The organism is Photorhabdus kayaii, assembly GCF_025384895.1.
Lineage (GTDB): Bacteria > Pseudomonadota > Gammaproteobacteria > Enterobacterales > Enterobacteriaceae > Photorhabdus > Photorhabdus kayaii.
Map to the genome: position 1 here is coordinate 55,741 of NZ_JAJAFZ010000012.1, position 20,128 is coordinate 75,868.

General features: G+C 47.1%; 15 protein-coding genes. 9 read left to right on the forward strand and 6 right to left on the reverse strand.

The genetic code is table 11. From position 1 onward, the window contains the following. Positions 1–20: 20 nt before the first annotated feature. The 6 genes from LGZ98_RS06900 to LGZ98_RS06925 form a co-directional block, all read right to left on the reverse strand. The gene (locus tag LGZ98_RS06900) at positions 21–2,663 is read right to left on the reverse strand and encodes a fimbria/pilus outer membrane usher protein (RefSeq protein WP_262977863.1); all 2,643 of its coding nucleotides are present in this window, start codon (positions 2,661–2,663) and stop codon (positions 21–23) included. 83 nt (positions 2,664–2,746) lie between these two features. Next, positions 2,747–3,484 carry a fimbrial biogenesis chaperone gene (locus LGZ98_RS06905; protein WP_223121465.1) on the reverse strand — a complete coding sequence of 246 codons (738 nt, stop codon included), beginning with the start codon at positions 3,482–3,484 and terminating at the stop codon, positions 2,747–2,749. Positions 3,485–3,559: 75 nt separating this feature from the next. Then, positions 3,560–4,225, reverse strand: coding sequence for a fimbrial biogenesis chaperone (locus LGZ98_RS06910; protein WP_229015590.1), 666 nt, complete (start codon positions 4,223–4,225; stop codon positions 3,560–3,562). Positions 4,226–4,327: 102 nt separating this feature from the next. Then, positions 4,328–4,900: a fimbrial protein gene (locus LGZ98_RS06915; protein WP_113043328.1), complete on the reverse strand. Its 573-nt coding sequence runs from the start codon at positions 4,898–4,900 to the stop codon at positions 4,328–4,330. Further along, positions 4,900–5,619, reverse strand: coding sequence for a fimbrial biogenesis chaperone (locus tag LGZ98_RS06920; protein WP_113043327.1), 720 nt, complete (start codon positions 5,617–5,619; stop codon positions 4,900–4,902). Before LGZ98_RS06920 ends, LGZ98_RS06915 begins: the two co-directional genes overlap by 1 nt. 100 nt (positions 5,620–5,719) lie before the next feature. After that, complete coding sequence (locus tag LGZ98_RS06925) at positions 5,720–6,286, reverse strand: fimbrial protein (protein WP_113043326.1); 567 nt, start codon at positions 6,284–6,286, stop codon at positions 5,720–5,722. Between the two features lie 1,024 nt (positions 6,287–7,310). Here LGZ98_RS06925 and LGZ98_RS06930 point away from each other — a divergent pair. The 9 genes from LGZ98_RS06930 to acnB all read left to right on the forward strand — a co-directional run bounded on the left by LGZ98_RS06930 (position 7,311) and on the right by acnB (position 19,728). Next, positions 7,311–7,889: a hypothetical protein gene (locus tag LGZ98_RS06930; RefSeq protein ID WP_113043325.1), complete on the forward strand. Its 579-nt coding sequence runs from the start codon at positions 7,311–7,313 to the stop codon at positions 7,887–7,889. 8 nt (positions 7,890–7,897) lie between these two features. After that, positions 7,898–8,119 (forward strand): helix-turn-helix domain-containing protein, encoded by a 222-nt coding sequence (locus LGZ98_RS06935; protein WP_112876763.1) that lies wholly within the window; start codon positions 7,898–7,900, stop codon positions 8,117–8,119. Between the two features lie 345 nt (positions 8,120–8,464). Beyond that, a complete protein-coding gene (locus LGZ98_RS06940; RefSeq protein WP_113043324.1) occupies positions 8,465–8,737 on the forward strand; it encodes a lipoprotein in 273 nt (90 codons plus the stop codon). 47 nt (positions 8,738–8,784) lie between these two features. Beyond that, positions 8,785–9,153, forward strand: coding sequence for a hypothetical protein (locus LGZ98_RS06945; protein ID WP_113043323.1), 369 nt, complete (start codon positions 8,785–8,787; stop codon positions 9,151–9,153). Positions 9,154–9,783: 630 nt separating this feature from the next. Continuing rightward, positions 9,784–10,548: a pyruvate dehydrogenase complex transcriptional repressor PdhR gene (gene pdhR / locus LGZ98_RS06950; RefSeq protein WP_036777528.1), complete on the forward strand. Its 765-nt coding sequence runs from the start codon at positions 9,784–9,786 to the stop codon at positions 10,546–10,548. Positions 10,549–10,737: 189 nt separating this feature from the next. Beyond that, positions 10,738–13,401: a pyruvate dehydrogenase (acetyl-transferring), homodimeric type gene (aceE, locus tag LGZ98_RS06955; protein WP_228901861.1), complete on the forward strand. Its 2,664-nt coding sequence runs from the start codon at positions 10,738–10,740 to the stop codon at positions 13,399–13,401. A gap of 14 nt (positions 13,402–13,415) precedes the next feature. Next, positions 13,416–15,008 (forward strand): pyruvate dehydrogenase complex dihydrolipoyllysine-residue acetyltransferase, encoded by a 1,593-nt coding sequence (gene aceF / locus LGZ98_RS06960; protein WP_262977864.1) that lies wholly within the window; start codon positions 13,416–13,418, stop codon positions 15,006–15,008. Positions 15,009–15,214: 206 nt separating this feature from the next. After that, complete coding sequence (gene lpdA, locus LGZ98_RS06965) at positions 15,215–16,666, forward strand: dihydrolipoyl dehydrogenase (RefSeq protein ID WP_262977865.1); 1,452 nt, start codon at positions 15,215–15,217, stop codon at positions 16,664–16,666. Positions 16,667–17,130: 464 nt separating this feature from the next. Continuing rightward, on the forward strand, positions 17,131–19,728 hold the full coding sequence (gene acnB, locus LGZ98_RS06970) for a bifunctional aconitate hydratase 2/2-methylisocitrate dehydratase (protein WP_113043319.1): 2,598 nt from the start codon (positions 17,131–17,133) through the stop codon (positions 19,726–19,728). Positions 19,729–20,128 lie beyond the last annotated feature (400 nt).

The window sequence follows — 20,128 nt, forward strand, 5'->3', positions numbered from 1 at the left end:
TGCCCATATGAAGGTTACGCTTATAGACACACGGCATCGGCCTGCACCAGTTTTCCGGGGGTATCGGACGACACCTGATAACGGGTGGTGCATTGCTGATTTGCCTCGTTTCCCCACTTGACTTTCACATGACCGGCGGACGGCATGCCGCTCAGATAAACCCGGCCGTTATCGCCCACAATGCCGCTGCCGGCTTGGGTTGCGTTTCCTGCCAGCGTCGCGGTGGCGCCAAAGGGCACGGGTTTGCCCTGATGTGTCAGGGTCAGCAGCAACTGGCTGCCCAGCCGAACCTGATAGTTGGCCAGCGTCACCGCCCCTTTGGTCGGGTAAACGTTGCGGCTGGTCTGGTCAATATCGACCCCTTCCGGCAAAGTGGACGGGTCCAGATTGATGGTGTTTTTGTGGTAGACCGATCCGCCCGGCAGTACGGCGTAGCCACGCCAGTCGGTCTGTACGTTGCCGTTGCTGACCGTCACCCCTTTCGCCCCGGGTGCGCGGACTAACACGGCGGTATCGCCCAACGAGCGTGACAGCGTTAGCCCGTAAGGATGGATCAGAAGGGCGCCGGACGTGCCATAGGTAACATGCCGGCTGTCTGCGCTGTCGTTGTAACCCAGATTAACGCTCCCCTGACTGCCCTGATAACCCAGCGACAGGGCCCGGCTGTTTTGCTGGCCGCTGTGTCCCCAGCCTTGCTGGAGGTGATAACTCAGGCGGTTATCCCATAACATGCCACTGATGCCGGTCTGCTGAGAGAGGTTACCCTGCGAGTCGCGTGAGGCGGTATAGCGGGTGTAAACGCCCCGTAATGCCGACGATGATCCAAACAGGCTCAGCGGGACCTGCATATTGAATGACACCTGACGGTTTTCCGGCCAGTGGCCCTCGCCCTTGATACGAGAAATGTTATAACTCAGGTTATAGCTGATCCCCATCAGCATCGCGTTGTAACCCAGACTCAGGTTGTTGTCGGTACGGCCATTCCAATAATTGTTGCGCGTCCCGGAGGCGTAAAGACTGCCCCAGCGTCCCAGTGTCTGACGCAGGTTCACCTGCCAGGTGTTCTGACGCCGGTCAAGTGCCCACGGCACCTGATATTCATTCAGGCTGTAGCCCATGCTGTTAGCATCACTGAAACTGTAGTAATGCTGGGTGGAATAGCGGTAGGCGGCCAGATCAATGCCGGTGCCGGTACTCAGCAAGTTTTTAGAGTATTTCACGCGATAAGACTGGCCGAATTGTCCGCTTTCTTCCTGATCCCTGCTCTTTTGCAACTGTGCGTGGGCCAGCGTCACATCCGCAGACAGCGCGCCAAATGCCCCCAATGACACCCCCGAGCCTAATACACCCGACTGGTAGTTGCCTGCGGCCAGTCCGCCGCCATACAGGGTGATATTGTGGGGCAAACCATAGACCAGCGTGCCCATCGCAAATACCGGGGAACGGCTGCCATCGGTCAGATTGCCGCCGTGATATTGACCGGTCGTCAATTCATATTTAATACCGCCGGGACGTTGCATCACCGGCAGGGACGACGAGGTAATTGTCGAGACGCGGGTACGGCCATTTTCCTCTTTGATGGTCACCGTCAGGTCGCCGGCACTCCCGGTGCTGTAGAGGTCGGTGAAACGAAACGGCCCCGGCGCCACCGTGGTTTGATATATGATGTTGCCATTCTGGGATACCGTCACCTGCGCATTGGCGTTCGCCACACCGGTTATCACCGGGGCAAAACCGCGCTGACTGTCGGGTAACATCGCCTCCTCAGAAGCCAGTTTCATACCCCGAAACGGGATGCTGTCAAAAATGTCGCCACCGGTATAGGTTTCACCCGCCGTGAACTCGCTGCGCAGTGAGGGGACATCACGTTGCAGGTAGGTATTGCTCACCTGCCATTGGGTCTGTGCCGGCGTGGAAAAGCCGGCGGTGGCCTCGTTGCGCTGACGATTGTAACTGTAAGTTTGCGTGCTGCGCAGACGCCACGGCCCCAGATTTAACCCGTCACGAAAAGAAGCAAACAGGTTACGGGAACGTGAGCCTCCCCAGTTTCCCTGACGGTCATAACGGCCTTCCGACCCGTTGACCGTGTAGTTCATCAAAAAGGCCGGGATGCCGTTATCCCACAGTGACGGATCAACCATCCCGGAATAGTGGGGTTGCATGGCGACCTGCGGGACACTGAGATCCAGACGCAAACGGGCGAAATCCAGTGTGGCGCGGGCGTGCGGGATCTGTTTCGTCAGATCGGTGATGAGGCTGTCGTCTGCTTTACCCTGAAAAGCCGGTAATCCGCGGGTATTGACCCCATACCCTTCCAGTTGTGCGACGGTTAATACCGGCTGGAGATGGCCGTTAACCTGCCTGAATTCAATCTCGCGGCTGTCCACCCGATTCTGGTTCATGTAGACATCCACCAGATAGCGCCCGGGGGCGACATAGCCCGCGTTTTCATACGCCGAGAGATCGACATGACTGCGTTCACCGTCAGCGCCCATCAGGAACGCCGGATTAAAGTATTCCCGCGCTGAGGCGGGCAGGGCCGTTGCCGTCAGTGAACACAGCAGGCATAGGTATACCGGCCGCGGCCGGAAACTGCCCGGTTGACCGGGCGCACGCTGGTTACCCGTCCGCAGTGCAGACGGAAATAAAGTGTTTATTGCCATAGCTCATCTCTGCTTCTAATTTAAGCCTGTGCTGTTGATATTGAGGTCGCTTTGCCGGTATACCGTCCGCCGATGCGGCGGGTTTATAACGGGACGTGGCGATCCTGATTGTCGCCGGGAAAACGCCAGATTAGTGGCCCTTGTCCCCCGGCGGTAAACGAATAGGTTTGTATGCCTTTCGGGGGCACCATCGTCTGGCGGGTGTGGTCATCCGCATACTGTGTGCCCATTTTCAGGACCGAAAAGGCCAGAAAATAGGGTGTGGGATTTTCCACTCGCAACTGCGTCCCCTGAAGGGAAAATTTCACCTGTTTTGCCACCTTGGCGTTATCCCGGGCGGGGACGCCTTTAGGGCGATAAAACAGCCGGATATTCATCTGTAAAGCGACCTGCACCTGCGAGTTCTTGCCGGTCTGGCGCTCAGGCACGCGCGTGTCCGGTACGGCGACGCCGGGGATAGCCCGCAACGAGACCACAAAGGCCGATTCCCGATCCGGCGGTAACTGCCCGCCAAGCTGGCGAATACGGAACGAGAATTTCCCGCCGGCCTCAATCCGCTTTAACGGCGGCAGGACAACAAAAGGGGGAACCCGCCCGGTTTGGGTGTCAAAGCGACCGGTATCGGGGTCCATCGGGCTGACAAATCCCTGTACCAGATAGCCCTGCGCCGTATGGTTGGTCATACTGAGGGTCACCCCGCCGGGGCTGTCTTTAGCGACATACGATAACTGCATCGGGGAGAACGATAACCCCGGATCCTCCGCCGCCTGCGCCTTTAACAGGCCGCCCAGCAGCAGGGCGAAACAGAAAGGGTAAATCATTGATCCCGCGTGTGCTTGCCTGTTCCCGTTACTGACTCTCTTCACTTTCCACCTCTGGATAAAACAAGGGCGAATTTAACCCGCCACGTTGGCGGTAAACAGGTTTGAAGCCCCGCCGTAATCATTAATCATCGACCAGCTCACCGCTTTTTTGCCTGCCTGTCCGACATAGGTCACACAATCCTGCGGCGCTATCATGGAGGGATAGCGATTCAGATCGAGCGTCTGTCCGTCCAGCGTGAGGCTGTCCAGCGACAGGAAATAGGGCGTGGGATTGCACGCCTTAATGCCATCGGGTTGCGACTGAAAGCGCAACTGCCCATACGCCTGTTCCGGCAACATCGGCAGGCCATGCGGTCGCCAGAAAAACTTAATCCGCATTCCCACGCTCATCGACGCCTGATCCCGAGCGTGCTCATTCGCCATCGGATGGGCGGCGGGGATAGCATTCATCTGGACATACCCGAGCGATTCCCGATCCGCCGGAAAGGGAGGCAGATGAAAAGTCGGCAAAATACGCAAACTGTTCTGACTGTTGGCCTCCAGCCTGAACAGCGGCGGCGTCACCACAAACGCCGGTGCGGTTTTCTCCTGATCGCCCGTGATCCTTACCTGCACCAGCCACGTCTGAAGTGTGGTGTTAACCACCGTCAGCGTCTGTGCCCGCGCCCCTTGGGTAAAAATCACCCGGGTTTTATTCAGGCTGATACCGGCTGCCTGACAGGGTTCTGTGCCGGCCATGCCTAACCCTAGACAGAATAGTAGTGGTGCCAGCCTGTACCGCGTTGTGCGCATCCGACCTGTTTCCACAACGCCTCCTGAAACCTGTTACCTGAGCGACACTCAGTGATAGTCAAATTGAAATTGAATGTGCGCGGTCAGCTCACCGGGGGTGGGGACCGCCGTACCGGATTCATGCCGCATATCCATCTGGAAGGTAATTTGACCGTCTTTAACGGCGTTACCCGGTGATGCCAAATCCACATAATCGCCATTTTTCAGGTAGCTTCCCAGCCCGCCTTCCGGTGATTGATAGCGCAGGCCAAAACCCACGTTTTCCACCACAGAGGACGATTTATCCCGAAATAACGTCGGGTGATTTTCCGGCGTGGGGCCGGCTATTTTAATCGCCGGGGTACGGCCCGCTCTGGCTGATCCCGCACAACCTGACAACGCCAGCGTCACAGGCTTGTTGTCCGCCGCTGCGATATGTTCCGCACTGCGCTTAACTTCATTAAGCGGTATGGATGAAAACTCGACATGGGAGGTCTGTACGTTGAGTTCGCAGGTTGGCTGTTCCAGCGTCAGGGCCAGCGTTAGCTCTGCTGTGTTGGGGCTTGCTCCCCCGGGCAGGGGGATGGTACAGAGCAGACCGGCCAGTGCTGTCCGTCCGATAAGAGTCCACGGTTTTAACATTACGGTATCTCCCCTTGATAGGATGATCCTCCACCGAGGTCATTAATCACTGTCCAGCTCACTTTGGCCGGGTAATTCACGCCTTTGAGGGGGAAAAACAAGGCAGAGAACGGTGAGACCATGCTCTCTTTCTGTTTCTGCGTCATCAGCTCTTGGCCGCCCACTTTTAAGGAGGCGAAGGTGATGTAATAGGGTGACGGATTCGTGACCGTTATCCCCTCGGCTGTCGGTTTGAAGCGCAGTGAACCAAATCCTTTCTCCGGTGCAACTGGCAGCCCTGACGGGCGATACATCAATTTAATTGTGTGGGCCAGAGCAAACTGTATTCCGCCGGAGACACTCTGGCGGGAATGTTTCTCGGATTCAGTACTTAATGGGATGGCCTTCGCAGTAAACCAGAACAGGGATTCACGGTCGGTCGGCAGGGCCTGACCAGTTTTGATGATACGGACCTGATTCTGGCTGCCGGGCTCCATACGAAACAGGGGCGGTGTTATTACAAACGGAGCGGCCTTCTTCTGCTCAGGAGCGGTATTGACCGCTACTTGCATTAAATAGACGGTTTCTTTACTGCTGTTGCGCAGTGAAGCGGTGGCGGCGTGACGGTCCGCTGGGTAGATAATGCGGGTGGCATCAATACTTACCCCTCCAGCCTGCGCGGCGGTGACCGTGCCGCCTAATAAACTGGCCACCATCATTGCTGTCATGAATTTTTTCACTGAGTCACCTGAATGTGTCTGTTTTGGTATTGCGTAAGTAAGAATTGGACCTCCTTGTCCAATTCCACTGCTATGTGTTCCTAGTGCCTAACGGCGTTGATTATTGATAGGCTATTGCTACAGTCAGGGTCGCAGAGGAGCTTTTTGCGGCTACCACACCTGTACCAAGCTTAACCAGCCCTGCCTTAAGCGTGATGGCATTATCAGCAGCATCAGCTAGCGCACCGTTATTTTTTAGGTCAATTACTGTGTTTGGTTTCACTTCTGCACTATCAGCCTTCAGGCTAACCGCATAATCAGTGATTGCAGTACTACCCTCTTTAAGCTGAAAGTAGTCGTTTCCTTGTGCTGTACCGCTAACTGTCAAACTAACTTGTTTAATGGCGCTATCGCTCTTCCATTTTTGATTACCAGGGCAGCCTTTCACTTTAATCTGGACATCTTTCTCACCTACTACTTCCTTATTAGCAGCACTACTCAAGGCTGATGTCAGAGCCGTAAGATTGACCGGAGACATTGTGTCAAACTCACAAGTCCCTGCGCTCACTTGAGAGTTTACTGTCAGGGTATTACCTGCACCATCACCAACATTAGCTGCCATAGCCTGCGACATCCCCCCCAGGCACAGTGCTGCTGCCACACAAGTCTTCAAAATTTGCTTTTTCATTTCATCTATTCCTTATCTACATCTGCTGAGTACATTTTGCCTAAAACAACACCATGACAGATTAAACAATCGGACCGCCAAGGCGGTGCGTTTACTGGTCATTTAGAGTTATTTTGTTCAGTTATTAACTTAATGAAATATATGAATATAAATATTCACCTTATGAAATCACTTCTGGCTTATACCATTTGGTTTCAGAGTTTCAGCCTTTTGCATAAGAAAATGAATATTAAGTTGATTAAAAAATGAGCTTTAAATGGGCGCAATATCCATAACGAAAGAAATAATTTCTTTTTGAAATCAAAAAATTGAGTAATTTTTTACAAAAAAATACAAAAAATCTCTTTTAAGTGATGAAATTTTCCGTATACTGCCCCGGCGGTTGAAGATAACCGAACAAAATAACTCTAAATGTTCGGTTTTATGTCCCATATCAGAAACTGATGTCATTGAAAGCCACACCACTACTTTGAGTAAGGTTTTTCCTCGTTCTTACACCTTCTTACCCTTGCGCAGAAACACGAATCTCCAGCATCGCAAAAGCATTACATTAATTATTCTTATTAATTTTCATTAATTATTCTTATTGATTTTCAGTGTTGAGGGGATTGGTTAAAACCTGATATCAGGTTCGTTTTGAGCCATTATCTTCGATTCACTCTGTATTGAAATTGACACGGCATTGTGTAGACATATTGAGCTTTGAAAGGCACCCGGAGTAAACCGTTCTGTGTTTGTCATACAATCTTCACAACAAACTATCGCGGTAAACCATGTGATGGCGGGGTGATAAAACAGTGACCAAGTAACATATACTGCTTACTGTTCACTGCTTCAGGTAAATGATGACTTTTTTCTTTTTCTATCAATAAATTAATGATAGTTTTCAATGATTATCGCTATGATTTATCGATGACTTTGAAGGGTGGTCTGTCTATTTAGTGATAAAAAATTATTGTCATACGATAACTTTTAAAGTACTTTAGCGACAGTTTAGTTAAACATGTATATGGAATGACACAAGATGTGTGATAAACAGGAGTTTGTAACTAATCCCAGAATCAAGCTACTCAGCTTTCTGGCTATTATTATTGCTTCCATTATGGTAATTGGTGATATTGGGTTCCATATTGCGTCTTGGTCGTTATGGCATGATGCCACTCGCCAGGCTGTTCTTCAGGCGTATAGTGATCTTATGCCGGCATTGACTGCAAAAGGATTTAAGCAATCTTTATTAAGTCAGGTGCTTTATATCTCGCTGGATACGATACCTCGGATTATATCAACGTCATCTTATATATTAATTGGCATTCTGTTTTTCCGGTTTGCTAAAGGTGAAATATGGAGTAACCGTAATATTTCCGCTTCATTTATTATTGGTTTCCTGATGATTCTAGAGCAACTTCTCTACCCTGTGATTAATATGTTACAGGGGATGGCGTTATCTGTGGATTTAGTGCAAGGGCAACGGGTATTTAGTTTTTCGTTTGGAGTTAATTCAGAATCTCTGTTTATTATTATGTTTGGTGTATTCCTTCTGATATTTAGCTTAATTATGCGTGAATCTAAGAAGATAAGCGATGAGCAACGTTATTTTATCTGAGAATCATCATGAGTATTATAATAAGGTTGGATGTGATCTTAGCGAAAAGGAAAGTAAAGTCTAAAGAATTAGCTGCCATTATTGGTATTACTGAGCAAAATTTATCATTACTGAAAAATGGCAAAATAAAAGGTATTCGTATCGAGACGCTGGAAAAAATTTGTAGGCATTTGCAGTGTCAACCTGGAGATATATTGGAATATGTGGAAGATGGAGAGGATAGCCGTTAATATAAAAAATAAAGTCATTGTATGTCTTTTGGTATCTTATAAGATAGAACTTTATATTCATTAGCCAGTTTTAAATACATGAAAATATTAATTATTTCATGTTTTTTATCTAGCCTGTTACTCTTTGGTGTTAATGGTTCACCAATAAAGCAGGTTTTTCCTAGCGATAAGAATATATATTTCTCTCTGGAGGGATATTGTTCTGATATTCCGTGGAATGCCAGAAAGATAAAATGCATATGTAGATATTATTTACTCGATCATAAGAAATGATCTCTCTTTTTATATGGTTTTTCATTTAAGTTAAATTTTTATAAAATATACAGCAAGTTAAGGATATTAAGAATGAATAAATTTCTCATTGCTTTATTATCAATATTTGTAGTTACGGGATGTTCCATGCCACGGCTTACTGATAGCTATATTTCAACCTGTGGTTATTTTGAATGTAATGTCACGGATATAGTTTCAGGCAGTGAAGTTAAAGTAGATAATATACATTCTATTCCTGATATTTACAGAGATATCTCAAACCAAGATAGACAAATTATACAGTCTGGTGGACAGCCATCTTTTGAAGATAAGAGTTACCGTATTGGGGGGACTTTTAAATTCTAATTTAATTTCTTTGGTTATTTCTTTATTTTTAATTAAGGTATTGTTATATGAATTTTATAAGAAAAATAGCTGTTATCCTTTTATTTACCTTATTTACTGTATTGGCGGGGTGTACATCGTGGGAAAAACCAGGCGCAACTCAGTATGAAAGAGATAGGGATTATGCTGAATGTAAAGCATTGGGTTATTCTCAATTACCATCAGACTGGACCAGCGAAGTTATTCATTCTTTCGAGACAAAACGTTTTTCCTGTAAAGATAAAGACAAGGACGAAGATAAATCCTGTAATCATTACATTACTGTGCCGAAAACTGAAGTTAAGCGTTGGGATAAAAATGAATCGTCAAGACGTTGGATAATTTCATCCTGTATGTATAAAAAAGGATGGAATGAAGTGACGCGCTATTGGTTTTAATATATACCCGTCATCTTTCAAGTTGCCTCTTTGTTGGCTGCACTCGCTCACCCCCGGTCACATAGTTCGCTATGCTCCCGGGGATTCACTCCTTTGCCGTCGCGATGCATCTTGAAATCCATAGGGTATAGTTCATTTTTTCCATCAGCAGGAGTTATGTGGAGCTGTTGCTGGTGGTTCCTCACATTTTGTCATTATTCCTTTCTAATCGTTGGTTTTAACCTCTCGGTTTTATTGATTTGAGCTACATTTATAACCTGATGGTATGCATTTGTATTTAAAATCAACAGGTGATGATTTGGTAGCTATATCTTTTTAATAAAGATTCAACTATTTTATTGCTGTAACGATTCAATATGCCCATTTGTATGTTTAAAAAGGTTGGTTAAAATATTATCTTAGGATGTTTATTAACCTACTGGTTATCAGCTTTTACTAATTTTTAAAAAAAATTGTTAAAATTTGCAGGTTTTTCTGATTTAGCAAAAGGTCTTTATAGACAGTTGGTGAATACTTTGTTACTTTTATGGCCCGGTGGTTTAAATTGGTATTACCAATTGACTTCGGTAAAGACCGAAACAACAAACAAAATAGCCTCATGAGATAGGTTCTAACTGACTTATAATAAATATGGCTTATAGTAAAATCCGCCAACCAAAACTATCAGATGTCATAGAGCAGCGTCTTGAGCATCTCATCCTGGAAGGATCCGTGCGTCCAGGGGAGAAGTTGCCGCCTGAACGTGAGTTGGCGAAACAGTTTGATGTGTCACGTCCTTCACTGCGCGAAGCCATTCAACGGTTAGAAGCTAAAGGTTTTCTTTTTCGCCGTCAGGGTGGGGGAACGTTTGTTCAGAGTAACCTTTGGCAAAGTTTCAGTGATCCGCTGGCACAGTTACTGGCTGGTCACCCAGAATCTCAATTTGACCTCCTTGAAACCCGCCATGCTTTGGAAGGTGTTGCTGCCTATTACGCGGCACTGCGTGGAACTGACGAAGATTTTGAGCGTATTCGGCAATATCACCTTGTTATTCAACAAGCTCAGGAAAGTGGTGATGTCAATGCTGAATCCGAAGCTGTTTTGCAATATCAGCTTGTCGTTGCCGAAGCCGCGCATAATGTGGTTCTCCTTCATTTATTACGTTGTATGGCGCCTATGCTGGAACAAAATATCCGGCAGAATTTTGAGTTTTTGTATACCCGCCGGGAAATGCTGACGGCTGTCAGCGATCATCGGGCGAAGATTTTTGAAGCAATAATGGCGAGGCAACCAGAGAAAGCCCGTGAGGCATCTCATCGCCATTTAGCTTTTATTGAAGATGTCTTATTGGATCTCAGCCGCGAGCACACTCGCCGTGAGCGATCATTACGACGTCTTCAACAACATCAGGAATAAAATTAGCTGTGTAGATCTTGTAGTTTGCTGCGTCTGCACAGCTAAGTTGAGTCCCTTTACTGAGGGCGCTAGCGGCAACAACAGTGAGGGCCTATCTTCCAGTCATGACCGGCTGAACGTCAAAGGGTATGACGGGAAGGTAGGCTCCAAAACAATCATTAGAAACAGATAACAGATAAGGAATACACCATGTCAGACATTTTGAAAAATGACGTGGATCCGATCGAAACTCGCGACTGGTTACAGGCGATCGAATCGGTCATCCGTGAAGAGGGTGTTGATCGTGCCCAGTTCTTGATTGATCAGGTACTGAACGAAGCACGTAAAGGTGGCGTGAATGTTGCAGCCGGTGCTGCTAACCGCGATTATATCAATACCATTGCTGTTGAGGATGAGCCTGCTTACCCTGGCAATCTGGATTTGGAGCGCCGTATTCGCTCTGCTATTCGTTGGAATGCTGTGATGACCGTGTTGCGGGCATCCAAAAAAGATCTGGAATTGGGTGGTCACATGGCTTCATTCCAGTCTTCAGCAACCATGTATGAAGTTTGTTTCAACCATTTCTTCCGTGCCCGTAATGAAAATGACGGCGGTGACTTGGTTTATTTCCAAGGCCACATCTCTCCAGGCGTCTACGCTCGTGCTTTCCTTGAAGGTCGTTTAACTGAAGGGCAGATGAATAATTTCCGTCAGGAAATTCATGGCAACGGTCTCTCTTCTTATCCGCATCCAAAATTGATGCCTGAATTCTGGCAGTTCCCAACCGTTTCAATGGGATTGGGGCCAATCGGTGCGATTTATCAGGCTAAATTCCTGAAATATCTGGAACACCGTGGTCTGAAAGATACCTCCAAGCAGACCGTTTATGCCTTCTTGGGCGACGGTGAAATGGATGAGCCAGAATCCAAAGGGGCGATCACTATCGCCACCCGTGAAAAACTGGATAACCTGGTATTTGTTATCAACTGTAACCTGCAACGTCTGGATGGTCCAGTTACGGGTAATGGCAAAATCGTTAATGAGCTGGAAGGCATTTTTGATGGCGCAGGTTGGCAGGTTATTAAAGTGCTTTGGGGCGATCGTTGGGATGAACTGTTGCGTAAAGATACCAGCGGTAAATTGATCCAACTGATGAACGAAACGCTGGACGGTGATTACCAGACGTTCAAATCCAAAGATGGCGCTTATGTGCGTCAGCATTTCTTTGGTCGTTACCCAGAGACCGCTGAATTAGTCAAAGATATGACCGATGACCAGATTTGGGCGTTGAACCGTGGTGGTCATGATCCTAAGAAAGTCTTTGCTGCTTTGAAAAAAGCGCAGGAAACTACCGGCAAACCAACGGTTATCCTGGCTCAGACTATCAAAGGTTACGGTATGGGTGATACGGCGGAAGGTAAAAATATCGCTCATCAGGTTAAGAAGATGAATATGGAAGGCGTTCGCCATTTCCGTGATCGTTTCAATGTCCCTGTTGCTGATGAGCAAATCGAAAACCTGCCATATGTAACTTTCGATAAAGATTCTGAAGAATACAAATACCTGCATGAGCGTCGTGCAGCGCTTGGTGGCTATTTGCCAAGCCGTCGTACTCATTTTGAAGAGAAACTGGAACTGCCAACGCTGGAAGATTTTGGTGCGTTGCTGGAAGAACAAAACAAAGAAATTTCTACCACTATTGCTTTCGTTCGTGCTTTGAACGTGATGTTGAAAAACAAATCAATCAAAGATCGTCTGGTTCCAATCATTGCCGATGAAGCGCGTACTTTTGGTATGGAAGGTCTGTTCCGTCAAATCGGTATCTACAGCCCTAATGGCCAGCAATATACTCCGCAGGACCGTGAGCAGGTTGCTTACTATAAAGAAGACGCCAAAGGTCAGATTCTACAAGAAGGCATCAATGAACTGGGTGCCGGTTCATCATGGCTGGCGGCAGCAACGTCTTATAGCACCAATAACCTGCCAATGATTCCGTTCTACATCTACTACTCTATGTTCGGGTTCCAACGTATTGGCGACCTGTGCTGGGCAGCTGGTGACCAACAGGCTCGTGGCTTCCTGATTGGTGGTACTTCTGGTCGTACAACCCTGAATGGCGAAGGTCTGCAACACGAAGATGGTCACAGCCATATTCAGTCTCTGACTATCCCTAACTGCATCTCTTATGATCCGGCATTTGCTTATGAAGTTGCTGTGATTATGCATGATGGTTTGGAGCGTATGTATGGTGAGAAACAAGAGAATATTTACTACTATATCACCACGTTGAACGAAAACTACCACATGCCGGCGATGCCACAAGGCGCGGAAGAAGGTATCCGTAAAGGTATCTACAAGCTGGAAAGCTTGGAAGGTAGCAAAGGTAAAGTTCAGCTATTAGGTTCAGGTTCTATTCTGCGTCATGTGCGTGAAGCAGCGCAGATTCTGGCTAACGATTATGGTGTGGGTTCTGATGTGTACAGCGTGACTTCATTCACTGAGCTGGCTCGTGATGGTCAGGATTGTGAACGTTGGAACATGTTGCATCCAACAGAAACGCCACGTGTACCTTATGTTGCTCAGATCATGAATGAAGCACCGGCAGTGGCTTCTACTGACTATATGAAGCTGTTCGCAGAACAAATTCGTAACTTCATCCCTGCAAGCGAATTCCGCGTATTGGGTACTGACGGTTTCGGTCGTTCCGATAGCCGTGAAAACCTGCGTCATCATTTTGAAGTTGATGCTTCTTACGTGGTGGTTGCTGCTTTGGGTGAATTGGCTAAGCGCGGCGAAATCGATGTGAGTGTTGTGGAAGAAGCAATCAAAAAATACAACATTAACCCAGAAAAAGTTAACCCGCGTCTGGCATAAGAGGTAAAGAATCAATGGCTATCGAAATTAAGGTACCGGATATCGGTGCGGATGAAGTTGAAGTCACCGAAATCATGGTGAAAGTTGGCGATACAGTGGAAGCTGAACAATCGCTGATCACCGTGGAAGGTGATAAGGCTTCTATGGAAGTTCCATCCCCTCAGGCGGGTGTTGTTAAAGAGATCATCATTGCGGTTGGCGATAAAGTTGAAACCAACAAACTGATTATGATTTTTGATTCCGCGGAAGGTGCTGTAGCAGCTGCGCCAGCGGAAGAGCCAGCAGCGATAACATTGTCTTCGCGTATGGCAGAGCCAGAACCAGCAGCTTCTGCGGCTATGAATGTTCATGTACCGGATATCGGCGGTGATGAAGTCGAAGTTACCGAAGTGATGGTGAAAGTTGGCGATGCGGTGGAAGCTGAACAATCGCTGATCACCGTAGAAGGCGATAAAGCCTCTATGGAAGTCCCCGCGCCATTCGCAGGTATCGTTAAAGAAATTCAAATCAAGGTCGGTGATAAAGTGAAAACCGATTCTATGATTATGGTCTTTGAAGTTGCGGGTGCAGCGCCTGCTGCTCCGGCTGCCTCTGCGCCAGCGGCTGAACCAGAGAAAGCGGCAGCACCGGTTATTGCTAGCAGAAGCTTCGCGGAAGAAGATAAAAATGATTTCGCTGAAAATAGTGCTTATGTTCATGCAACGCCGGTGATCCGTCGTCTGGCGCGTGAATTCGGCGTTAACCTGGCTAAAGTGAAAGGTACAGGGCGTAAAGGCCGTGTTCTGCGTGAAGATGTTCAGGCTTACGTGAAAGACGCGGTTAAACGTGCAGAATCTGCTCCTGCATCAGCCGGTGGTGGTCTGCCGGGTATGTTGCCTTGGCCGAAAGTGGATTTCAGTAAATTTGGTGAAATTGAAGAAGTTGAGCTGGGTCGTATTCAGAAAATCTCTGGCGCTAACCTGAGCCGTAACTGGGTGATGATCCCACATGTTACACAGTTCGACGAAACGGATATTACTGAAGTTGAAAACTTCCGTAAGCAGCAGAATCAGGAAGCTGAGAAGAAACAGCTTGGTGTGAAGATCACGCCATTGGTATTCATCCTGAAAGCGGTAGCAAAAGCGCTGGAAGAGATGCCGCGCTTTAACAGCTCTATCTCGGAAGATGGTCAGAAACTGACGCTGAAAAAATACATCAACATTGGTGTGGCCGTGGATACACCTAATGGTCTGGTGGTTCCAGTGTTCCGTGATGTTAATAAGAAGGGCATCATCGAATTGTCCCGCGAGCTGACTGAGATATCTAAGAAAGCGCGTGCAGGCAAACTGACTGCATCTGATATGCAGGGGGGATGCTTCACTATTTCAAGCCTGGGTGGTATCGGTGGCACAGCATTTACGCCAATCGTTAATGCACCAGAAGTGGCTATCCTGGGCGTATCCCGCTCATCAATGAAGCCGGTATGGAATGGTAAAGAGTTTGTTCCACGCCTGATGCTACCTCTGTCACTCTCTTTCGATCACCGTGTGATCGATGGTGCTGATGGTGCGCGTTTCATCACATTTATTAATCATGCGATGAGCGATATCCGCCGTCTGGTGATGTAATCTCAAAGGCCGGCCATGTGCCGGCCTGATTGTTATTGCGGTGACAGAGAGACAGCTTACATCTGGTGAGTTTGTTGCGAGTTCTGTCACGTTAACGCACTTTTCAGGTTATTAACAATTCTGTAAACTGCTCGCGGTGTGTAGGTCCCGGTGGAATATATCGTTTTTGGCGCCTGACCCGCCGGACAAACAATTAAGAGGTCATGATGAGTACTGAAATTAAAGCCCAAGTAGTGGTACTTGGGGCAGGTCCAGCAGGGTATTCTGCTGCTTTTCGTTGCGCGGATTTAGGTTTGGAAACCGTTCTGGTGGAACGTTACTCTACCTTAGGTGGTGTTTGTCTTAACGTTGGTTGTATCCCTTCCAAAGCATTGCTGCATGTAGCAAAAGTGATTGAGGAAGCTAAAGCGTTGGCAGATCATGGCATCGTTTTTGGTGAACCCAAAACTGACATCGAAAAAGTCCGTGTTTGGAAAGAAAAAGTTATTAATCAGCTAACCGGTGGTTTGGCTGGTATGGCTAAAGGCCGTAAAGTTAAAGTGGTTAATGGTGTTGGTAAGTTTACAGGGGCGAACACGCTGGTTGTTGAAGGTGAAGGTGAAGGTGAAGGTGAAGGTGAAGGTGGCGCAACAACGATTAATTTTGATAACGCCATTATTGCAGCGGGCTCCCGTCCTATCCAACTGCCATTTATTCCTCATGATGACCTGCGCGTTTGGGATTCTACAGATGCTTTGGCGCTGACAACAGTTCCTGGCCGCTTGTTGGTCATGGGCGGTGGTATTATCGGTCTGGAAATGGGAACCGTTTACCACGCTCTGGGTTCTCAGATTGATGTTGTTGAAATGTTGGATCAGGTTATTCCTGCGGCTGATAAAGATGTGGTGAAAGTCTTTACCAAACGTATCAGCAAACAATTCAATCTGATGCTGGAAACCAAAGTTACCGTAGTAGAAGCCAAAGAAGATGGTATCTACGTCACGATGGAAGGCAAAAACGCACCGACAGAACCACAGCGTTATGACGCGGTTCTGGTTGCTATCGGTCGTGTACCTAACGGTAAAATGCTGGATGCAGGTAAAGCGGGTGTTGACGTTGACGACCGCGGCTTTATCCACGTTGATAAGCAAATGCGCACCAATGTACCGCACATCTTTGCTATTGGTGACATCGTTGGTCAGCCTATGTTGGCGCATAAAGGTGTTCATGAAGGTCACGTTGCGGCGGAAGTTATTTCTGGTAAGAAACACTACTTTGATCCAAAAGTGATTCCATCCATTGCTTACACTGAACCCGAAGTTGCATGGGTTGGCCTGACTGAGAAAGAAGCGAAAGAGAAAGGCATTAGCTATGAAACGGCTACTTTCCCATGGGCAGCTTCTGGCCGCGCAATTGCTTCTGATTGTGCTGATGGTATGACCAAACTGATTTTCGATAAAGAAAGTAATCGTATTATCGGTGGTGCTATTGTGGGTACTAACGGTGGTGAATTGTTGGGTGAAATCGGTCTGGCAATTGAAATGGGTTGTGATGCGGAAGATATCGCATTGACCATCCATGCTCACCCAACATTGCATGAATCGGTAGGTCTGGCTGCTGAAGTCTTTGAAGGCAGTATTACTGATTTGCCGAATGCGAAGGCAAAGAAAAAGAAGTAATTTCTTAAATCGATTAATGTAATTCACCGAAGCGGCTTTCATTTATTGAAAGCCGTTTTTTTATCTAGTATGACCTGTTTGGAAAAGTACAGTATAAAAAGTATGGCTTTTGTGGGTGCTACTGGCAAAAATCAGCGGAATAATCTGTTTTAATAGTTTTGTCTGCTGTTAATTCAGAATATTACTATCAGTTAATGTTACTTTTATGTGAACGAATTAACATCGCATTCAAATTTTGGTATGCTGAGCGCCCGAAGCTGGGCATAACTTGATTTGCACTTGTTAAGTTATGTCGGCAATCCTCTGACCTGGCACCCGGAACCATAACTAACAACCTGTCCCTGGAGGGGCTATTTGTTGCGAAAACACATATTGTTGCGCAAAGACGATAGTCTGGTGAGGCAGGTTCTAAGGCGGGTGCAGAGCCGGGTAGATAAAATGACAATGAGAGCGAGGAGAAAGTCGTGCTAGAAGAATACCGCAAGCACGTAACCGAGCGTGCAGCCCAAGGTGTTGTCCCTAAACCATTGGACGCGACACAAGCGGCGGCGCTGGTTGAGTTACTGAAGAGCCCACCAAAAGGTGAAGAAGATTTCCTGTTAGATCTGCTGATTAACCGTATTCCCCCTGGCGTTGATGAAGCGGCCTATGTAAAAGCCGGTTTTCTTGCCGCCATTGCGAAAGATGAAACCATTTCACCGCTAATCGCGCCAGAAAAGGCGGTTGAACTGCTTGGAACGATGCAAGGTGGTTATAATATTCATCCTTTGATTGATGCTCTGGATAATGAAAAACTGGCCCCAATTGCAGCTAAAGCGCTCTCTCATACTTTGTTGATGTTTGACAACTTCTATGATGTAGAAGAAAAAGCAAAAGCAGGTAATCCACAAGCCAAACAAATTATGCAATCTTGGGCTGATGCGCAGTGGTATCTGGAACGCCCTGAATTGGCAGAAAAAATTACAGTCACAGTATTTAAAGTGACGGGTGAAACAAACACTGACGACTTATCTCCTGCGCAGGATGCATGGTCACGCCCTGATATTCCTCTGCATGCTCTGGCAATGTTGAAAAATGCTCGCGAAGGGATTGTCCCGGATCAAGCTGGTGTTATTGGCCCAATCAAACAGATTGAAGAGCTGAATAAGAAAGGCTATCCGCTGGCTTATGTCGGTGATGTGGTTGGTACAGGTTCTTCCCGCAAATCGGCCACTAATTCAGTGTTATGGTTTATGGGCGATGATATTCCATTTGTGCCAAACAAACGTGGTGGTGGTGTTGTTCTGGGCGGTAAAATTGCGCCAATCTTCTTCAATACGATGGAAGATGCCGGTGCGCTGCCAATTGAGCTGGACGTGAACAAATTAAATATGGGGGAGGTAATTGATATCTACCCCTATAAAGGGGAAGTACGTCACCACGAAACCAATGAGTTACTGGCTGAATTTGAACTGAAAACAGATGTATTGTTGGATGAAGTGCGTGCGGGGGGCCGTATTCCACTGATTATCGGCCGTGGTTTGACCAGTAAGGCGCGTGAGTCTCTTGGTTTACCACCGAGTGATGTCTTCCGTCAGGCGAAAGCGGTTGAAGAAAGTAGTCGCGGTTTCTCCCTGGCTCAGAAAATGGTTGGTCGGGCATGTGGCACGGTGGGTATTCGCCCTGGTGAATACTGTGAACCTAAAATGACCTCTGTTGGTTCTCAGGATACAACTGGTCCCATGACCCGTGACGAACTGAAAGATCTGGCGTGTTTGGGTTTCTCTGCGGATTTGGTAATGCAGTCATTCTGCCATACGGCTGCTTATCCTAAGCCAGTTGACGTCACGACTCACCATACCTTACCTGATTTCATCATGAATCGTGGCGGGGTTTCTCTGCGTCCGGGTGATGGCATTATTCACTCATGGCTGAACCGTATGCTGTTGCCTGATACCGTTGGTACGGGCGGTGATTCTCATACGCGTTTCCCGATTGGTATTTCCTTCCCGGCTGGTTCTGGTCTGGTAGCGTTTGCTGCTGCGACGGGGGTGATGCCTTTGGATATGCCAGAATCTGTGCTGGTTCGTTTTAAAGGGCAGATGCAGCCTGGTATTACTTTGCGTGATTTGGTTCATGCGATTCCTTACTATGCGATTCAGCAAGGGCTTCTGACGGTTGAAAAGAAAGGTAAGAAAAACATCTTCTCTGGCCGTATCCTCGAAATTGAAGGTTTGCCAGATCTGAAAGTCGAGCAGGCATTTGAATTGGCGGATGCGTCTGCGGAGCGCTCTGCGGCGGGCTGTACCATTAAATTGGATAAAGCACCGATTATTGAATATCTGCAATCCAATATTGTATTGCTGAAATGGATGATTGCTGAAGGTTATGGTGATCGCCGTACTTTAGAACGTCGTGTAACGGGCATGGAGAATTGGCTGAAAGATCCTCAATTGTTGGAAGCTGATGCTGATGCAGAATATGCCGCGGTTATCGAAATCGATCTGGCTGAAATTAAAGAGCCTATTCTATGCGCACCGAATGATCCAGATGATGCCCGTTTACTGTCTGATGTGGCTAACAGTAAAATCGATGAGGTTTTTATCGGTTCTTGTATGACTAACATTGGTCATTTCCGTGCAGCCGGTAAATTATTGGATCAACATAAAGGTCAATTACCCACTCGTTTGTGGGTTGCTCCACCAACGAAAATGGATGCAGCTCAACTCACGGAGGAAGGTTATTACAGCATCTTTGGTAAGAGTGGGGCGCGGGTTGAAATTCCTGGCTGTTCCTTGTGTATGGGTAACCAAGCACGCGTTGCTGACGGTGTAACCGTGGTCTCCACTTCGACTCGTAACTTCCCGAATCGTCTGGGGACGGGGGCGAATGTTTACCTGGCATCGGCTGAACTGGCGGCTGTGGCTTCTTTGTTGGGACGCCTACCTACACCGGAAGAGTACCAGCAATTTATGGATAAAGTTGATGAGACTGCGGAAGATACTTACCGTTATCTCAATTTTGATCAACTGAACCAATACACTGAAAAAGCGGATGATGTGATTTTCCAAACTGCGGTGTAATTCCGATACCAATGAATGGGAGGTAAAAAACCTCCCATTTTAGGTGATGATAAAACAAGTGTTAGTTAAGAAAATTCGTTTTTTGCCCGTTAGTGTGGTTTTAAAAACTGGAAAAAAGGTAAGCGTATCATGAAGAAAACAAATAAAAACTTTAATCATTAAAGGTAAAAAACAGTGATTAAAGGTTTTTTAAAGCGGCTAGAAAGTTCGATTCTATAACTGATATTAAAAGAGAAAATATCAGGAAGAATAGGTTTTAAATTAATTGATAAGTGATAAAATAATAATATTAGCCGCATTAAGAGAATTAGTGGAAAAAATTTAAAAACGTTTAGCCGCATTAAGAGCTATTGAATAAATTGGTTTTACACTGTTTTAATTCGCCAAATCATTATAATTT

Coding starts and splice junctions, on each gene's coding strand:
- LGZ98_RS06900 (WP_262977863.1), bottom strand. CDS start 2,663: ATGGCAATAAACACTTTATTTCCGTCTGCACTGCGGACGGGTAACCAG.
- LGZ98_RS06905 (WP_223121465.1), bottom strand. CDS start 3,484: ATGATTTACCCTTTCTGTTTCGCCCTGCTGCTGGGCGGCCTGTTAAAG.
- LGZ98_RS06910 (WP_229015590.1), bottom strand. CDS start 4,225: ATGGCCGGCACAGAACCCTGTCAGGCAGCCGGTATCAGCCTGAATAAA.
- LGZ98_RS06915 (WP_113043328.1), bottom strand. CDS start 4,900: ATGTTAAAACCGTGGACTCTTATCGGACGGACAGCACTGGCCGGTCTG.
- LGZ98_RS06925 (WP_113043326.1), bottom strand. CDS start 6,286: ATGAAAAAGCAAATTTTGAAGACTTGTGTGGCAGCAGCACTGTGCCTG.
- LGZ98_RS06930 (WP_113043325.1), top strand. CDS start 7,311: ATGTGTGATAAACAGGAGTTTGTAACTAATCCCAGAATCAAGCTACTC.
- LGZ98_RS06935 (WP_112876763.1), top strand. CDS start 7,898: ATGAGTATTATAATAAGGTTGGATGTGATCTTAGCGAAAAGGAAAGTA.
- LGZ98_RS06940 (WP_113043324.1), top strand. CDS start 8,465: ATGAATAAATTTCTCATTGCTTTATTATCAATATTTGTAGTTACGGGA.
- LGZ98_RS06945 (WP_113043323.1), top strand. CDS start 8,785: ATGAATTTTATAAGAAAAATAGCTGTTATCCTTTTATTTACCTTATTT.
- pdhR (WP_036777528.1), top strand. CDS start 9,784: ATGGCTTATAGTAAAATCCGCCAACCAAAACTATCAGATGTCATAGAG.
- aceE (WP_228901861.1), top strand. CDS start 10,738: ATGTCAGACATTTTGAAAAATGACGTGGATCCGATCGAAACTCGCGAC.
- aceF (WP_262977864.1), top strand. CDS start 13,416: ATGGCTATCGAAATTAAGGTACCGGATATCGGTGCGGATGAAGTTGAA.
- lpdA (WP_262977865.1), top strand. CDS start 15,215: ATGAGTACTGAAATTAAAGCCCAAGTAGTGGTACTTGGGGCAGGTCCA.